This is a genomic window from Rhodococcus sp. CX (assembly GCF_015865005.1).
Taxonomy (GTDB): domain Bacteria; phylum Actinomycetota; class Actinomycetes; order Mycobacteriales; family Mycobacteriaceae; genus Rhodococcus.
The window spans coordinates 55,623-71,250 of sequence record NZ_JADZGH010000162.1; the positions used below are offsets into that span (position 1 = coordinate 55,623).

Annotated in this window: 13 protein-coding genes and 2 pseudogenes; 7 read left to right on the plus strand and 8 right to left on the minus strand. The window is 70.6% G+C overall.

The genetic code is table 11. The annotated features are described in order from the left end of the window. Together I0Q12_RS33085 and I0Q12_RS17140 are read left to right on the plus strand one after the other, a co-directional pair. Positions 1-997, plus strand: a pseudogene (locus I0Q12_RS33085) (carbon starvation CstA family protein); the annotation flags it as partial. Continuing rightward, on the plus strand, positions 994-1,176 hold the full coding sequence (locus tag I0Q12_RS17140) for a YbdD/YjiX family protein (protein WP_197253038.1): 183 nt from the start codon (positions 994-996) through the stop codon (positions 1,174-1,176). The pseudogene I0Q12_RS33085 and the gene I0Q12_RS17140, both read left to right, overlap by 4 nt. A 21-nt stretch (positions 1,177-1,197) precedes the next feature. Here I0Q12_RS17140 and I0Q12_RS17145 read toward each other — a convergent pair whose 3' ends face one another. Together I0Q12_RS17145 and I0Q12_RS17150 are read right to left on the minus strand one after the other, a co-directional pair. Next, positions 1,198-1,890: a ZIP family metal transporter gene (locus I0Q12_RS17145; RefSeq protein ID WP_197253039.1), complete on the minus strand. Its 693-nt coding sequence runs from the start codon at positions 1,888-1,890 to the stop codon at positions 1,198-1,200. Positions 1,891-1,930: 40 nt separating this feature from the next. Next, positions 1,931-3,031: an LLM class flavin-dependent oxidoreductase gene (locus I0Q12_RS17150; RefSeq protein WP_197253040.1), complete on the minus strand. Its 1,101-nt coding sequence runs from the start codon at positions 3,029-3,031 to the stop codon at positions 1,931-1,933. 282 nt (positions 3,032-3,313) lie between these two features. Between I0Q12_RS17150 and I0Q12_RS17155 the strand changes: the two genes are divergently transcribed. The 3 genes from I0Q12_RS17155 (at position 3,314) to I0Q12_RS35120 (ending at position 7,021) form a co-directional block, all read left to right on the plus strand. Then, positions 3,314-5,893 (plus strand): LuxR C-terminal-related transcriptional regulator, encoded by a 2,580-nt coding sequence (locus I0Q12_RS17155; protein WP_197253041.1) that lies wholly within the window; start codon positions 3,314-3,316, stop codon positions 5,891-5,893. 51 nt (positions 5,894-5,944) lie between these two features. After that, on the plus strand, positions 5,945-6,703 hold the full coding sequence (locus I0Q12_RS17160; RefSeq protein ID WP_374068715.1) for an NAD-dependent epimerase/dehydratase family protein: 759 nt from the start codon (positions 5,945-5,947) through the stop codon (positions 6,701-6,703). A 135-nt stretch (positions 6,704-6,838) separates the two neighbouring features. After that, positions 6,839-7,021: a hypothetical protein gene (locus tag I0Q12_RS35120; RefSeq protein WP_374068716.1), complete on the plus strand. Its 183-nt coding sequence runs from the start codon at positions 6,839-6,841 to the stop codon at positions 7,019-7,021. Positions 7,022-7,030: 9 nt separating this feature from the next. Here the strand turns inward: I0Q12_RS35120 and I0Q12_RS17165 are convergent, their stop codons facing one another. After that, the gene (locus I0Q12_RS17165) at positions 7,031-8,251 is read right to left on the minus strand and encodes an MFS transporter (protein ID WP_197253042.1); all 1,221 of its coding nucleotides are present in this window, start codon (positions 8,249-8,251) and stop codon (positions 7,031-7,033) included. 51 nt (positions 8,252-8,302) lie between these two features. Further along, positions 8,303-9,664, minus strand: coding sequence for a PLP-dependent aminotransferase family protein (locus I0Q12_RS17170; protein ID WP_197253043.1), 1,362 nt, complete (start codon positions 9,662-9,664; stop codon positions 8,303-8,305). Here I0Q12_RS17170 and I0Q12_RS17175 point away from each other — a divergent pair. After that, positions 9,663-10,574: pseudogene (locus I0Q12_RS17175) on the plus strand (DMT family transporter); the annotation flags it as partial. The gene I0Q12_RS17170 and the pseudogene I0Q12_RS17175 sit on opposite strands and share 2 nt — an antisense overlap. Here the strand turns inward: I0Q12_RS17175 and egtD are convergent. From egtD to egtA, 4 genes are read right to left on the minus strand one after another with little or no spacing between them, the layout of a single operon-like run. Next, a complete protein-coding gene (gene egtD / locus I0Q12_RS17180) occupies positions 10,575-11,531 on the minus strand; it encodes an L-histidine N(alpha)-methyltransferase (RefSeq protein WP_197253044.1) in 957 nt (318 codons plus the stop codon). Beyond that, a complete protein-coding gene (egtC, locus tag I0Q12_RS17185; RefSeq protein ID WP_197253045.1) occupies positions 11,528-12,277 on the minus strand; it encodes an ergothioneine biosynthesis protein EgtC in 750 nt (249 codons plus the stop codon). The genes egtD and egtC overlap by 4 nt, the downstream gene beginning before the upstream one ends. Then, positions 12,270-13,559: an ergothioneine biosynthesis protein EgtB gene (egtB, locus tag I0Q12_RS17190; RefSeq protein ID WP_197253053.1), complete on the minus strand. Its 1,290-nt coding sequence runs from the start codon at positions 13,557-13,559 to the stop codon at positions 12,270-12,272. Before egtB ends, egtC begins: the two co-directional genes overlap by 8 nt. 20 nt (positions 13,560-13,579) lie before the next feature. After that, entirely contained in the window at positions 13,580-14,806 is a 1,227-nt protein-coding gene (gene egtA / locus I0Q12_RS17195) for an ergothioneine biosynthesis glutamate--cysteine ligase EgtA (RefSeq protein WP_197253046.1), read from the minus strand. A gap of 155 nt (positions 14,807-14,961) precedes the next feature. On the opposite strand from egtA, the gene I0Q12_RS33090 reads away from it, so the two are divergent. Next, positions 14,962-15,628: aminotransferase class V-fold PLP-dependent enzyme (locus I0Q12_RS33090; protein ID WP_307846307.1), on the plus strand; the 667-nt coding region annotated here is incomplete at its 3' end.

Consider the following 15,628-nt stretch of genomic DNA (forward strand, 5'->3'; position numbering starts at 1 on the left):
TCTCGGCGGCCCGGACATCACGCCGGAGCAACTCGCGGTCGCCGCCGAAGCGGTCGGCGAGGAGTCGATCATCTCCCGCACCGGCGGGGCGCCGACCCTCGCGTTCGGTATGTCGCAGGTGCTCAGCGACCTGTTCGGGGGCGACAGCCTCAAATCGTTCTGGTACCACTTCGCGATCATGTTCGAGGCGCTGTTCATCCTCACCACCGTCGACGCCGGCACCCGCGTGGCCCGGTTCATGCTGTCGGATTCGCTCGGCAACTTCGGTGGACCCGCCCGCCGGTTCAAGGATCCGTCCTGGCGTCCCGGCGCCTGGTTCTGCACGCTGGTCGTCGTCGGGCTGTGGGGTGCGATCCTGCTGATGGGCGTCACCGATCCGCTCGGCGGCATCAACACGCTGTTCCCGCTGTTCGGTATCGCCAACCAGTTGCTCGCCGCGATCGCGCTGACCGTGGTGCTGACCATCGTCGTGAAAAAGGGCCTGGTCAAGTGGGCGTGGATTCCGGGGGTGCCGCTCGTGTGGGATCTCGTGGTGACGATGACCGCGTCGTGGCAGAAGATCTTCTCGTCCGATCGGGCGGTCGGCTACTGGGCGCAGCACCGCGCGTTCGTCGACGCGAAGAACTCGGGCGCCACCAGCTTCGGATCGGCGCGCACCCCGGAGGCGATCAACGCGGTCATCCGCAACACGTTCATCCAGGGCACCCTGTCGATCGTGTTCGCGGGGCTGGTGCTCATCGTCGTCGCCGCCGGGGTGGTGGTGTGCGTGCGCGCGGTGCGGGCCGGTGGCCTGCCCACGACCGAAACCCCCGACGTCCCGTCGAAGATCTTCGCGCCCGCCGGATTCGTGCCCACCCCTGCCGAACGGGACCTGCAGAAACAGTGGGACGAGCTGATCCATGCGGGGAAGGTCCGGGTGCCCGGTGCGGCGCACGTGCACCCCGATCATGCACACCGGGAGCATACGCACCCTCACAGCGAGGACGGTGCGTCGTGACCGCCGTGCTGCGCCGCGTCTGGTGGTGGGTCGGCGCGCTGATGGGCGACCACGACTACGCGCGGTACGTCGAACTGCACCGGCGGCTCCACCCTGGCGAACCGGTGCCGACCGAACGCGAGTACTGGCGGGACCGGCACGCGGCGACCGATTCGAATCCCGGCGCCCGCTGCTGCTGAACGTTCGGTGGATGCGGGCCGTCAGCCACCGAGCGCGAAGGCGACCAGGAAGCCCGCCGCGGTCGACAACCCGACCCACCAGCCACCCTCCCGGTACGCCTCGGGCATCAGCGAATCCGCGAGCACGGCGATCGTCGCGCCACCGGCGAACGCCTGGATCACCGCGATCGACTGCGCCGAGATCGAGTCCGCCGCGGCATTCGCAGCGACCACCACCAGCACGAGCACGATTGCGGTCGTCGTCCACAGCAGACCTGCCCGGCTGCGGTCGAAGTTCGGTCGCGCGCGCATGGACGCCGCACCCGCGACCGCTTCGGGCACGTTGCCCACCGCGATCGCCACCAGCAGGACGAGACCGCCGCCCTCGCCGCCGAGCGAGACACCGAGGGCCGTGTTCTCCGGGATCCCGTCGAGGAGTGCGCCGAGCATCAGGGCGAAACCGAGCGCCGCAGATCCGAGTCGGTTCTCGATGAGGTGGTCGGCAACCACATAGACCAGGGCACCGAGCATCAGGGCGATCCCGGCGACGACGACCCCTTCCGACTCGAACGCCGGCTGGAACAGCTCGGTCGACACCGCCGCGACCATCGCTCCGGCACCGAAGGCCATCAGTCCGGCCAGCAGTGGCCTCGGTAGGTCGTAGCGCAGGCCGATAACGGCACCGACGAGCATCGGAAGCGCAGTACCGAGACCGTAGTAGAGGGCGGTCGCCATCTCGTGATGGTATTGCCGGCCGTCGACTCGCGCGGGTTCGTCAGGCCACGACGAAGCCCTTCGCACGGTCGGGGTCCGCGTCGGACCACAACGTGGTCGGGGGCAGTTCGGCGCGCACCAGCGGGATCACCTCCTCCGCGAAGCGGCGCAGGGTGTCCTTCTGCTGCTCGAAATCCAGCACGTGGTTGATGGACACCGACTGCAGGACGTGCCCGAAACTCGCGTGGTAGTCGAGGATCTTCTCGGCGACCCGTTCCGGGGAACCGACCAGCGCCGGCCCCCGTTCGACCGCGTCCTCGATGGTGCGGAAGCTGGTGACCTTCCCGACCGCCGCCGGATCGTGCTTGCGCTGATCGGCCTGGCGGACGATCCCTTCGTAGATCGGCCGGTACTCGTCGATCGCCTGCTCGGTGGTGTCCGCGAGGAACAATCCGCCCGAACCCGAACCGACGTACGCCTTCTCGGGGTCGTGCCCGTACGCGGCGTACTGCTCGCGATAGCGGTCGATGAGCACCTTGTAGTTCTCCCGCGGCTGCAGCGCGTTCGCGGTCACGATCGGATCGCCCCACTTCGCGGCGAGGTCGACGGCGTGCGCGGACGTCGCCGAGCCGTGCCAGATGCGGAAGGGTCCGTCGAACGGTCGCGGCAGGGTCGTCACGTCGGTGAGCGGCGGCCGGTGGTCCCCGGTCCAGTCGACGTGCTCCTCGCGCAGCAAGGTGCGCAGCAGTTCGTAGTTCTCCGTCAGGTATTCGTACTGCCTGCCGATGTCCAGCCCGAACAGCGGATACTGCAGTACCTCGTTGCCCTTGCCGATCACGATCTCGAGGCGACCGCGGCTGAGCTGGTCGACGGTGCTCAGATCCTCGGCGACCCGGACCGGATCGAGAACGGACAGGACCGTGACGCCGGTGGACAGCAGAATCCGGTCGGTGGCCTGCGCAATCGCGCCGAGCACGACCGTCGGGCTCGACGACAGCACGTCGCCCGCGTGCCGTTCCCCCACCGAATAGCTGTCGATGCCGAGCTGCTCGGCCAGCACCGCCATCTCGACGACCCGTTCGAGCCGGTCGGCAGGCGGGACGACCCGGCCGGTGACCGGATGCGGCGGATTGAAGATGATGTCGAGGATCTGGAAGCGCACCTCACGGAGTCTTGCGCCCGCCGGTCACGAAGCCCAGGGATGTTCTCGCCGTGACCAAAACTCCCGAGTTCGTGTCGACAGCGTTCCCGAAGGCCGGGTTTGCATATGGGCCGTTGCAAAAGTCGCTGCCCACCACCACCATCATGGGGTGAGACGACATCGGGGGCAGATTGTCCGATTCGTCATGCTGTTGGATACGCTGAGCTGACGACGGCCCGGAGGGGACGCCCCGATCGGGAGCGGTGGCCTTCGTTCAGCTCGTGCTTTGTCGAAGGAGTCCGCGTGAGCGTTCCGACCCCCGGTCGCGCCGGGGTGCCGTCGTGGCGGGCGCTGCGCAGTGCGCTGCCACGACCCCGACTGTCCGCCCTGCTCGACCGTGAGTCGGCGCTGACGATGGTCTTCGCGCCGGCCGGTTTCGGCAAACGCACGCTGGTCGCGTCGTGGCTGCATGCAGGCGGCGCCCCCGACCGTTCCGTGCTGTGGGTGCCACCGCTGCCGGACGATGCCACCGAGGACGAGGTCTGGGCCGTGGTCCTGGACTGTTGCCGGAGCGCCGGGCTCGCCGTGCCGGAAGCCACCACGGGTCCGCGCGATCTTCTCGTCCGGGTCCTGGACTCGTCGGAGACACCGATCGTGCTGGTCCTGTCCGGGGTACCCGTCACGACCGGACGGACCCTCATCGCCCCGCTGCTCGATCTGCTCGACGAGTCCCACACCGTCGACGTGATCGCGTGCATGCAGGGCAGCACCTCCGCGCTGCTGAGCATCACCGCCCGCGGCATCGACTCCACGTTCGTCTCCGCCGACGACCTGGCGTTCACCCGGGAGGAAACCACCGAACTGTTCCACCGGCACGGGGTCACCCTGCACGATGCGGCGCTCGGCGACCTGCACAACGCGCTCGGCGGGGTGCCGGCGCTGGTGTCCGCCGCGGCCGCGGTCGTGCGCAACCGCCCGACCAGCCGTACCGGTCAGCACGGTCTGCCCGATCCGGGTGTGGCCGCGCTCCTCGACAAGTACGTCGACGAGCGTCTCGCGCGCCTCGGCCCCGAACATCGGGCGTTCGCGCTGTCGATCGCCGCCGCGAGCCGCATCACCCCGGAGGACGCCGTCACCCTGACCGGGCGCCCGGACGCGGGCCGGCTCATGGTGCACCTCGAGACGGTCGGCCTGATGGTCGGCTCGTTCGGTGTCGACGCCCCCACCTGGTGGTGGCCGCCGGCCCTCCGTGAGCGGGTGATGGCCGTGTCCCGCCGGGAGAACCCCGGCCGTCTCGACGAGTTGCTGGCCCGGCTCGCCCGGTCCGAGATGGATGCGGACAGGCCCTCGGCGGCGGCGCTCTATGCAGCCGAATCCGGGAACTGGGCTCTCGCAGCGGAAATCGTCCGGCGTTCCTGGGTGGACATGGCCTCGAACCGGTTCGGTGAGCTCGTCCGGGTGATGCGGGCGCTGCCCGACGACGTGCTCGTCGACAATCCCGAGCTGCGGGCCGGGCGGGCCCTCGTCACCTCGATGATCGACGACCATCCCATCCTGGGGGAGCAACTCGTCGACGACCCCGCGACCCTCACGGATCCGGCCCGCCACACCGAAGCCGTCAACCACCTGTACGTGGCGACCGCGCAGACGATCGCGCTGCGCCGGGGCGGCCGCATCGCGGAGGCCGCGACGCGCACCCTGCAGTTCGAACCGCTCGTGTCGAGCATCACGGCTCGCCGGCCCGCCGCCTTCGGTGAACAGCTGCCGCTGTTGCGGATGCAGTGGGCCCTGACCTTGCAGCTCGCCGGGCACCTGCCCGAGGCGACGACCATCTTTCGGCGCGCCTACCAGAGTGGCGTGTCGTACGAACTGGGTTTCGTGGCACACCAATCCGCCGGGGGCTCGGCGCTGGGCTGGGCGCTGGCCGGCGACAACACCCGGGTCCGCGAATGGCTCGACCGGGCCCGCCGCTACGACAACGCCGGGTCGTGGTCCGGCACAGCCAAGGTTTCCGGCCGGACGGCGGCGGTCCTGCAGCATCTCGATGTGCTCGACCTCGCCCCCGCGAAGGAAACGCTCGAACTCCTCGGCCGGCCGAATGTGCGCGAAGAGCTGTGGGCGTTCGTCGCCTACGCCCACTCGCAGTACGCGCTGGCCACCCACGACGCCTACTCGGGTCTGACCTGGTTGCACCAGGCCATCGCTGCGCACAGTGACAAGCACTCGGCCGGTGCGTTCTCCCGGGTACTGCTCACCGCCGTCGAGGTGGACCTGCAACTCGCGCTCGGCAACGGCAATCTGGCTCGTGCGACGGTCGACGAGGAGCCGTCCAACCACCCGTTCCTGGTGGTGGCGGCCGCGCGCGTCGAACTGCTCACCGGTCACCCGGAGGTCGCGTCGAAACTGCTCAAACGAGTCTCCTGGACGGACTGCGGTTATCCGCGCGCCCACCTCGAGGCACTGTTGCTCGAGGCCGCGGCCCAGGTCGATCGGGACGGGCACGACGACGCCGTGCGTGCCTGGAACCGCGCGTGCATGCTCTCCGTCCGGCTCGGCAATCGCCGCGCATTCACGACGCTGCCCCCGCGCTATGTCGAGACGCTGGTCGCGTGGAGCGGCACGGCGGTGCCGGGTGGACCGGTCGAGTCGATATTCGTCGACACCATCGCCCGGGTCGAGTTGTCGCCGCGGGAAGCGGGAGTGCTGGCGCTGCTCGCGCGCGGATCGACGCTCGGGGAGATCGCCAAGGAACTGTTCGTCTCCCCGAACACGGTGAAGACCCAGCTGCGCAGCATCTACCGCAAACTCGGTGTGCACACGCGCTACGAAGCGGTGGGCCGCGCGCGGGAGCTGCGGCTGCTTCCCACGACCGACCTGACCTGACCGTCGCGACGCGCCGATTGGCCGCGGCGGGCTGCGGGTATGCCCCGGTCCATGAGCGAGGAGACACAGCGCGAGGAGACACAGCGCGAGGAGACACAGGCGGCACCGTCCGGACTCCACGTGGTGGTGACCGGTGCGACGGGTAACGTGGGCACCGCCGTGGTACGGGCGCTCGGCGAGCAGGACGCCGTGAAATCGATACTCGGCGTTGCGCGCCGCGCCACCGAATGGACCGCTCCGAAGGCCCGGTTCGAGGCGGTCGACGTCGCGACCGCAGAGCTGGACTCCACGATGCGCGGCGCCGGCGCTCTGATCCATCTCGCGTGGCTGTTCCATCCCACGCACAAACCCGAGAAGACGTGGGAGAACAATGTCCTCGGCACGATCCGGACGCTCACCGCGGCGGCGGACGCGCAGGTTCCGGTGATCGTGGTCGCGTCGTCGGTGGGCGCCTACTCGCCGGGCCCGGAGGACGGGCACGCCGTCGACGAGTCGTGGCCGACCCACGGCTGGCCGGGCGCGGCGTATCCGCGGGAGAAGGCTTATCTCGAACGGTGGCTCGACGTGTTCGAACGCGACCACCCGCAGATCCGGGTCGTGCGGATGCGTCCCGGTTTCATCTTCCAGCGCGGCTCGGCGTCGGCGCAGCGCCGAATTTTCGGGGGCCCGTTCGTCCCCGGTTCGCTGGTGCGCGCGATCCCCGTGGTCCCCGACATGCCCGGTCTGAGCATGCAGATTCTGCACGCCGACGACGTCGCCGACGCCTACGTCCGGGCCGTGCTGCGACCGGGGGTTCGGCGGCGAGGTTGAAGGGACCGCGCACCGGTCGACGCCCACACCCTCGGTGATCTACTCGGTGCCCGGGTCGTCCCGGTACGCAGCGGTCTCGTCCGGTCCGCGGCGGCCGAGCCCGGGCTGTTCGACACCGTCCTGCGGCTGCCGCTGATGGACTGTGCCCGGGCACGATCCGAGCTGGGCTGGTCACCGGCCCACTCCCCCGTCGAGGTTCTCCGGGAGTTCGTCGACGGACTGCGCTCCGGCGCCGGCCTGCCGACCCCGCCGCTGGCGCCGGACAGCGTGCGCGGCCGGATACAGGAACTGGCCACCGGTGTGGGAGCGCGACCCTGATCGGCGCGGCTACCTCCGACCGGCGGTGACCGTCTTCGGCGGTGTCGTGACCGCGAGGCGCTCGGCACGCAGATCCAGTGCCCACACGCCCACCGCGGCGACCGCCAGGGCAACTCCGGCGATGCACGCCCCGGACCACCCGGCCGTCGTCCACGCGACGGTCCCCAGCGCCGAACCGGAGGCCCCACCGACGAAGTACGCCACCATGTACACGGAGTTCATGCGGGCCCGCGCCGCCGGCTCCAGCGCGAAGACGACATTCTGGTTGGTGATGTGCACGCCCTGCACCGCGAGGTCGACGGCGACGAACCCGATCAGGAACCACGCGAGGCTGTGGCCACCGGCGACGAGCGCAGCCCACGACGCGACGAGCAGGACCACGGAGATCCCGGTCGTGAGCCGGGCGTATCCGCGATCCGCGGCCCTTCCCACGAAGCTCGCGGCGAGCGCACCGGCCGCCCCGGCGAGACCGACCAGGCCGATCTGCGCGTCGCCGAAACCGTAGGGTTCGCCGGCCAGCAGGAACGTCATCGTCGAGAACAGGGCCGCCAGCGATCCGAACGACACCGCGCCGAGCAGCGCGCGGGTGCGCAGCCGCCGATGCGTGCGCGCGAGCGTGCCGAGCGACCGCAGCGTCGCCGCGTAGCCGGTCGAGGCGGTGGGCCGCGAGCTCGGCAGCTTCCGCCACAGCGCGACCGCGACGACGATGAGCGCGACCGCCCCCGCCCGGTACACGGTGGTCCAGCCCCCGAGTTCGGCGAGCAGCCCGGCGACGCTGCGCGCCGACAGGATCCCCAGCAGCAACCCGCTCATCACGGTGCCGATCGCCCGGCCGCTCCGTTCCGGTTCGGCGAGGGTCGCGGCGAACGGCACGAGCACCTGCGCGGCGACGGAGAACAGGCCGGTGACGGCGATACCGGCGGTGAGGACCCCGATGTTCGGGGCGAATCCGCTGGCCACCTGCCCGGCGGCCGCGAGGATCATCAGGCCGACGGCGAGTCGTCGCTTGTCGAGCATGTCCCCGAGCGGCACGAGGAACAGCAGGCCGAGCGCATAGGACACCTGGGCGACGGTGACGGTGAACGCGGCTGCCGAGTGCGAGGTGCCGAGGGCCGTGGCGATGGTGTCGAGCAGCGGCTGGTTGACGTAGTTCGCGCCCACACACAATCCGGTCGCCAGCGCCATGAGCAGCAGAACCGGGGTCGTCAGCGCGGGTCGCGGTGAAGCCATACCGATCAGGCTTCCGTGCCCCACCCGTGTCTGTCCAACCGGCCCGTCTGTTCAGTCCTTCCGCTGACGTTCCAGGACCTCGCCGATGATCCGGGCCGCGTCGGGAAACGCCCCCGGGTCGGGACCGGAGAAGTTCATCCGCAGGTGCGGGCCCGTGGGTTCGGCGGGAAACCATTCGTCGCCCGCGGTCACGACGACCCCCGCGGCCTCGCAGTCCCGGACGAGTGCGGTGACGTCGGTGTGCTCGGGCAGCCGCGCCCACAGGTTCAGCCCGCCCGCGGGCAGCGCGTCGAGGTGCAGCCCGGGTGCGTGCTCGCGCAGGGACCGGGCGAGCAGATCCCGGCGGGCGGCAAGTTGCGGCCGCAGGCCGCGCAGGTGGGTGCGCCATCCGGGTTGCGTGACGACGTCGACGGCGACCGCTTGGAGGACACCGCTGACGTACATCGACTGGGCCCGCACGGCCGGGGACACGCTCTTGGTCAGCGACCGGACGTAGACGACGTGCCCGCTGTCGTCACGCGTCGCGAGCGGCACCGGATCGGCGGTGATCCCGAAGTCGTGTGCCCAGTCGTCCTCGACGAGGAAGGCCCCGGCGTCGCGGACGAGGCGGAGGACGTCGTCGGCCAGGTCCGGCGACCACTGCGCGCCGGTGGGATTCGCGAAGTTCGGTTGCGCGTAGAAGACACGGGCTCCGGTGCGGTCGAATGCGCGGGCGAGTTCACCGAGGTCCGGGCCGCCGGCGCTACTGGGGACGGGCACGACCTGCACGCCGGCCTGCGCGGCCGCGACCATCGCGCCCCAGTAGGTGGGTGATTCCACGAGCAGCGGGTTGCCGGCTCCGACCAGCGCGTGGAATGCGGCGCTGAGCCCGCTCTGGCTGCCGGGGACGACGACGGTGTCGCTCGGCGTCGGGGGTGCCACACCGAGCGGGGTCTCCGCCCCGAGTTCGGTCGCGAACCAGGCCTGGAGTTCGGGGAGGCCCGCGGTCGGTGGGCGCCCGACGACGGCGTCGCTGCGGGCGACGCGACCGAAGGCACTTCGCACCAGCCGCTCCGGTAGCAGTTCGCGGTCGGGGTAGCCGGAGTGCAGCGCGATCACATCGTTCGGGAGGGTGCGGAGCGAGGCGGGCAGCCGCGGTACACGGCGGTCCGGCGAACCGAGCGCCGCGGTCTGCCACCCGTAGTCCCTGGGTCCCGCCACCCGGACGGCGCGGACGAAAGTGCCTACCCCGGGGCGGCTTTCCACCGATCCCTGCGCTTGGAGCGTCCGCAGCGCGGCCTGCACGGTGACCGGGCTGGCGCCGTACTTCGCGACGAGGGCGCGCGTCGACGGGAGTTTCGCGCCCGGCGGTGCGGTCGCGATCCAGCGCCGAAGATCGGACACGATCCGGGCACTACTGCTATCGTCGGACATGAGAGCCAATAGTAGCGCTACTACCGCGCACAGCCAGGTGCTATCGACCCCGAGAAGCGGTCTGGGATGGGGTCTGGCGGGTGTGGCCGCGTTCTCCCTCACCCTGCCGCTGACCCGGATCGCGGTGCACGACGGCGCGATGTCCGCGATCTTCGTCGGAATCGGGCGGGCGGTCGTCGCGGCCCTGCTCGCGGCCGCCGCACTGGCCCTCACTCGGCAGCGACGTCCCCGCGGCGCGCAGTGGATGCGGCTCGCGGTGGTCGCCGGCGGGGTCGTGATCGGGTTCCCTGTCCTCACCGCATACGCATTGACCACGACGTCCGCGACCCACGGTGCAGTGGTGATCGCGCTGCTCCCCGCGGCGACCGCGGTCGCCGCCGTGGTGCGGGGCCGGGACCGGCCGGCGCCGTCGTTCTGGGTCACCGCCGCCGTTTCCGCGACCGCCGCGGTGGCATTCGGCATGCTGCAGTCGGGTGAGTTCAGCGGATTGCATCCGGCCGACCTGCTGCTGCTCGCCGCCGTCGTCGCCGCCGCGATCGGCTACGCCGAAGGTGGCCTGCTGGCGCGCGAACTCGGTTCCTGGCAGACCATTTCGTGGGCGCTCGTGCTCAGCGCACCGGTCACGCTCGCCGTGACCGTGCTCGCCGTAGTCGACCACCGGCCCACGGGCACGGCCACCGAGTGGGCAGCGTTCGCCTATCTGGCCGCGGTGAGCATGTTCCTGGGCTTCTTCGCCTGGTACCGGGGTCTGGCGATCGGCCCGATGACGCGGGTGAGCCAGATCCAGCTCACCCAGCCGGTGATGACGATCTGCTGGGCCGCGGTGCTTCTCGGCGAACCGCCGACGGTGCCCGTCCTCGTCGGGGGTGCCGCCGTGATCCTGTGCGCGGCAACCACGGTCCGCAACCGGTCAGCGACGCGACGCCCCGATCAGTGCGAACCGGTCGTCGGGGTCGACCCATTCGTGGCGGACGACGAACCCGGCGTCGGTGAGTTCGCGGGCGATGCCGTCGAGCCGGAACTTCGCGGAGATCTCCGTGCGTAGCTGCTCACCCTCGTCGAAGGACACCTCGAGGTCCAGGCCGGGAATCTGCACCGTCATCGCCGCGGTGGCCTCGAGCCGCATCTCGATCCACTCGTTGTCCGCGTCCCACAGCGCCACGTGCCGGAAACGATCCGGTTCGAAGTTCGCCCCGAGCCGGTGATTGAGCACATGCAGCACGTTGCGGTCGAATTCGGCGGTGACGCCGGCCGCGTCGTCGTACGCGGGGACGACGATCTCCGGGTCGACGACGAGACCGACGCCGAGCAGCAGCCACTCCCCCTTGTCGAGGGTCGCGGCGAGTTCGGCCAGGAACTCCGCCCGCTCGGCCGGGACCAGGTTGCCGATGGTGCCCCCGAGAAACGCGATCATCCGCCGGCCCCCGTCGGGCAGATGGCTCAGCGAACCGGTGAAGTCCCCGACCACCCCGCGCACCGTGAGGTCGGGGTAGTCGGCGGACAGGCGGGCGACCGCGCCCTGCAGGGCGGACTCGGACACGTCCTGCGGGACGTAGGTGTGCAGGTAGGGGGCGAGCGCGTCGAGCAGCAACCGGGTCTTCTCCGACGATCCGGACCCCAGTTCGACGAGCAGCTCGGGCCGCATCGTGTCCGCGATGTCCGCCGAGAACGCTTTCAGCAGAGCACGTTCGGTGCGGGTCGGATAGTACTCGGGCAGCCGGGTGATCTGTTCGAACAGGTCCCCGCCGCGCTCGTCGTACAGCCAGGTCGGCGACAGCCACTTCGGGGTCGCGGTCAGGCCGCGGCGCGCGTCGGCCCGCAACGCCTCGTCGAGTTCGGCCGGGGTCAGATAGACGTCGACGGTCATACGCTCGGGACCTCCATGGGGGACACGATCAGGTGTCCCGGTCGGGCGCTGACCAGATGCCGGTCCGGCACCTGCTTCCAGCGCGGATCATCGTCGTACGGTTCCGAGGACACCACCGCGATGCGCTCGTCGACGAGCACCCACAGCGAGTGGTACCACGCGGTCGCCCACAGCCCGGAGCCGTTGCCCAGCAACAGGTTCAGACGAGAGTGCGGCGAAAGGTCGATCACGTCACGGACGAGCCGCATGAGCGCGGCCTCGGGCCTGTCGGTGCGCAGGCGCGATCGCAGCAGCATCCACAAAGTCGCGGCGTCGGTGGGCGATTCGAGCCGCAGCAGCTCCGATACCGGGAGCCGCTCCGCGAGCGACACGAGCGTCCCGGGCCACCCGACGACCCGCCCGTTGTGGCTGAACGCCCACCGGCCGTCCGTGAAGGGGGCGGCCGCCGACCGCTCCACCGGCATACCCTCGGTCGCGGATCGGAGCGCGGCGACCATCGCCCCGGTCCGGATCGAGGACAAGCCTTCGGTGACAAAGGGATCCGACCAGATCGGTTTCTCGCTCCGGTACCGGCCGGGGATGCCGTCGGCGGTCCACCAGGCCACTCCGAACCCGTCGGCGTTGACGGTGCCGCCGCCGCGCATGTCCTTCGGCGCCCACGACTGGCGGAACAGCGAGTGCGGACCGTAGGTGATCAGCGACCGGGCCGTGCGCACCGGGCCGAGGTAGCCCAGATGCCTACACATCCGCGACGTCCGGAGTGTCGGGAACATCTCGGGCACAACGGAATCCGGAGAAGATCTGGCGACGGATCGGATGGTCCCAGTTGCGGAAGGTCCCGCGGCACGCGACCGCGTCCGTACCGAACGAACCACCGCGCAGAACCCGGTAGTCGCCGCCGAAGAACACCTCGGAGTACTCGCGGTACGGGAACGCCACGAACCCCGGATAGGGTTCGAAACCCGACGACGTCCACTCCCACACGTCACCGATCAGTTGCTGCACCCCGAGCGGCGACGCCCCCGCCGGATACGCGCCGACGACCGCGGGCCCGAGGTGACGCTGCCCGAGGTTCGCATGCTCGGGGCCGGGATCGACGTCGCCCCACGGGTATCGGGTGCTGCGCTGCTCCACAGGGTTCCATCGCGCGGCCGTCTCCCACTCCACCTCCGTGGGCAGCCGCTTCCCGGCCCACCGTGCGTAGGCGTCGGCCTCGTGGAAACACACGTGGACGACCGGTTCGTCGGGATGCACCGGCACCATGACCCCGAATCGGCGGCGCCACCACGTGCCGTCGTGCTGCCGCGTCCAGAACTGCGGGGCCTCGAGACCCGCGCGGAGCCGGTGCTCCCAGCCGGTTTCGCTCCACAGCTCCGGGCGGTCGTATCCGCCGTCGGCCATGAACTCGAGATAGCGGCCGTTGGTGACGGGGAAGGTGTCGATGCGGAACGCAGGCACGTGCACGCGGTGCGCGGGCCGTTCGTTGTCGAGTGCTGCCGGATCGATGGACGTCCCGATCTCGACTTCGCAAGCCGGGACCGTGATCTCGTCCGCCTCGACCGGATGTCCGGTGCGCGGCGCCTCCGGGGCGAACAACACCGGTGGGCCCGAACGCAACTGGTGGGTCGCGAGCATCGTCTCGTCGTGCTGCTGTTCGTGCTGCGCGATCATCGAGTAGACGAATCCGTCGCGGGTGAGGTCGGTGTCGAATTCACACTTCTCCAACGATTCCGTCACCCGCGCCCGCACGTCGTCGGCGTACCGGCGGGCCTGTGCGGGATCGAGCAGCGGTAGACCGTTCCGGGTTGCCCGCGGATGACGGAACGCGTCGTACAGGTCGTCGATGTCGGGACGCTCGGCCTCCAGTCCGGCGGCCTCGCGCAGCAGCCAGCGTTCCTCCTGGTTCGCGATGTGCGCGAGGTCCCAGACGAGCGGGCTCATCAGCGGCGAATGCTGCGCCGTCAGTTCCGCGTCGTCGAGGTCGGTCAGCGCAGCCGTGCGGACACGGGCGCGGGCGAGATCCCTCATCACCTGTGCCCGCAGCGCGCTCACCGGCTCTGATCCTCCGGTCCGCGACCGCGGCAGCACCGGACCGCCGCGGCATCGAGCGCCGCCGTGAATCTCATGTCCGGCGACGCCTCCGCCGCTAGCGCCAGCAAACCGACTGCCGCAGCACGTATTTCGAGACTGGCGAGGCCATGCTGTGCGGCTTCCTCCCACCGGTCCGCGACCGGGGCCGCGATCGCCTCCGCCTCGTCCATCACCGCCCGGGATCTCAGCAGCGCCTCGATCGCCGCGACCGGGACCTGCCACAGATCCCCCGGTTGGGCATCGAGATAACGCACCTCGAAGTGCCCGCACGGCCGCACCGGCGGAAACAGCGTGGTGAGGTGATAGTCCAGGTCGTCGACGGTGGGGCGGCGACCCAGATCCCCGTCCAGGGAGCCGTCCAGCCAGTCCGCGAACGACGCGTCCGGTGGCGCATTCCAGTCGGGGCCGGACGATCGGACGCACAGCAGCGGCGCGTCGAGCGCCCACGCCGGATAGTCGGCGGGGTCGGACACCGGGGTGGTGCGTCCGGGGTCCAGGTTCAGCCACGTCCGCATGCGCTGCGACACCCAGCTGCCGTCCGGAACACCGTTGAGCGCAGGCGAACACGCGAACGCGGCGATCATTGCCGGCCCGATCGCGTGCAGGAGGTGCCAGCGGCGGCGCACTTCGTCGTCGTCCGCGCCGGCGTCGACACTGACCTGCACTGCGGCGGTGCTGTTCATCATCAGCCGCCCCATCGGTCCGATCCGGTCGAACCGCAGTTCCATCGCGCTGTAGCGCGGAGTGCGCAGCAACCGGTGCGGCGGCCGCACGCCGTCACCGGCGGAATCGAGCATGAGCAGCGACCGCCGGGCCAGCAGCGAGCGCAGCATCCGGGCATCCGCGACGAGACGGTCGCACACCTGCCGCGCCGACGCGCACGGCACGCTGGACAGTTCGACCTGGCCACCGGGTTCGAGGGTGACCACACTGCCCGACGGCAACGGTCGCGCCGACGACGTCGGAGCCACCGTCCGCGGGGCATGCGAACCGAGCGAATCGACGATCGACCGGAGTTCGGGACGGGCCGCCGTGCCGTCCGCACGGGCGGTGAGCCATTCCAGCTCCACCCCGATCAACCGCGGCGGCCCGAACCGGAAACTGCTGCGGCGAACGTGCGCCACCGCCTCGGCCCGCGACGTGAGGGCAGCGCGCGAGTACGCCGTGTTGATCGCAGTCGCCACTCGATCACCCTCTCTCGCCGCCGAGCCAGGACTGGGACGAGCCTAACGCGCCCGTTGCCGCAGCGCCGTGAGAACACCGGCCGCGACACGCGGTCCGGGGTTACATTCCAGGCGTACGGGCTGTCCGTACGGGACGCGGAAGAGGTGGTCGCACCGTGCTCGATCTCCAACGGGTTCGCCGGGACACCCCGGGCTGCTTCGACCGCGTATTCCTCGACAGCGCCGGTTCGTCGCTGCCCCCGACGCCCGTGCTCGACACCGTCGTCGCGCATCTGCGCCGCGAAGCCGAGGTCGGCGGCTACGTCGCCGCGAACGAGCGGCTCGACGCGCTGGACGCGGTGAAGACGTCGATCGGCCGGCTGCTCGACGTCGATCCCACGTCCGTCGCGCTCACCGACAGCGCGTCCCGCTCGTGGACGTCGTTCTTCTACGCGGTGCCGCTGCAGCCCGGCGACCGCATCCTGATCTCCCGCGTCGAATACGCCGCCAACGCGGTCGCCGCCCTGCAGCGCGCCCGCGCCACCGGCGCGACCGTCGAGCAGATCCCGTCCGGCCCCGACGGGCGCATCGACGTCGACGCACTCACCGCGATGCTCGACGAGCGCGTGAAGCTGGTGTCGCTCGTGCACGCCCCCACCAACGGCGGCCTGATCAACCCGGTGCGGGAGGTCGCGGACGCGGCGCACAAGGTCGGGGCGCTCGTGCTGCTCGACGCGTGCCAGTCCGTCGGGCAACTCCCGGTGAACGTGCCCGAACTCGACGTGGATGCACTGTCCGCGACCGGGCGCAAGTGGCTGCGCGGCCCGCGCGGCACCGGATTCC

What these genes read in the sequence shown, in the direction of transcription:
- I0Q12_RS17170 (WP_197253043.1), bottom strand. Translation starts at nt 9,664, where the DNA reads ATGTCCGACGATAGCAGTAGTGCCCGGATCGTGTCCGATCTTCGGCGC.
- I0Q12_RS17145 (WP_197253039.1), bottom strand. Translation starts at nt 1,890, where the DNA reads ATGGCGACCGCCCTCTACTACGGTCTCGGTACTGCGCTTCCGATGCTC.
- egtD (WP_197253044.1), bottom strand. Translation starts at nt 11,531, where the DNA reads ATGACCGTCGACGTCTATCTGACCCCGGCCGAACTCGACGAGGCGTTG.
- I0Q12_RS17160 (WP_374068715.1), top strand. Translation starts at nt 5,945, where the DNA reads ATGAGCGAGGAGACACAGCGCGAGGAGACACAGCGCGAGGAGACACAG.
- egtB (WP_197253053.1), bottom strand. Translation starts at nt 13,559, where the DNA reads ATGAGGGATCTCGCCCGCGCCCGTGTCCGCACGGCTGCGCTGACCGAC.
- I0Q12_RS35120 (WP_374068716.1), top strand. Translation starts at nt 6,839, where the DNA reads ATGGACTGTGCCCGGGCACGATCCGAGCTGGGCTGGTCACCGGCCCAC.
- I0Q12_RS17165 (WP_197253042.1), bottom strand. Translation starts at nt 8,251, where the DNA reads ATGGCTTCACCGCGACCCGCGCTGACGACCCCGGTTCTGCTGCTCATG.
- egtC (WP_197253045.1), bottom strand. Translation starts at nt 12,277, where the DNA reads ATGTGTAGGCATCTGGGCTACCTCGGCCCGGTGCGCACGGCCCGGTCG.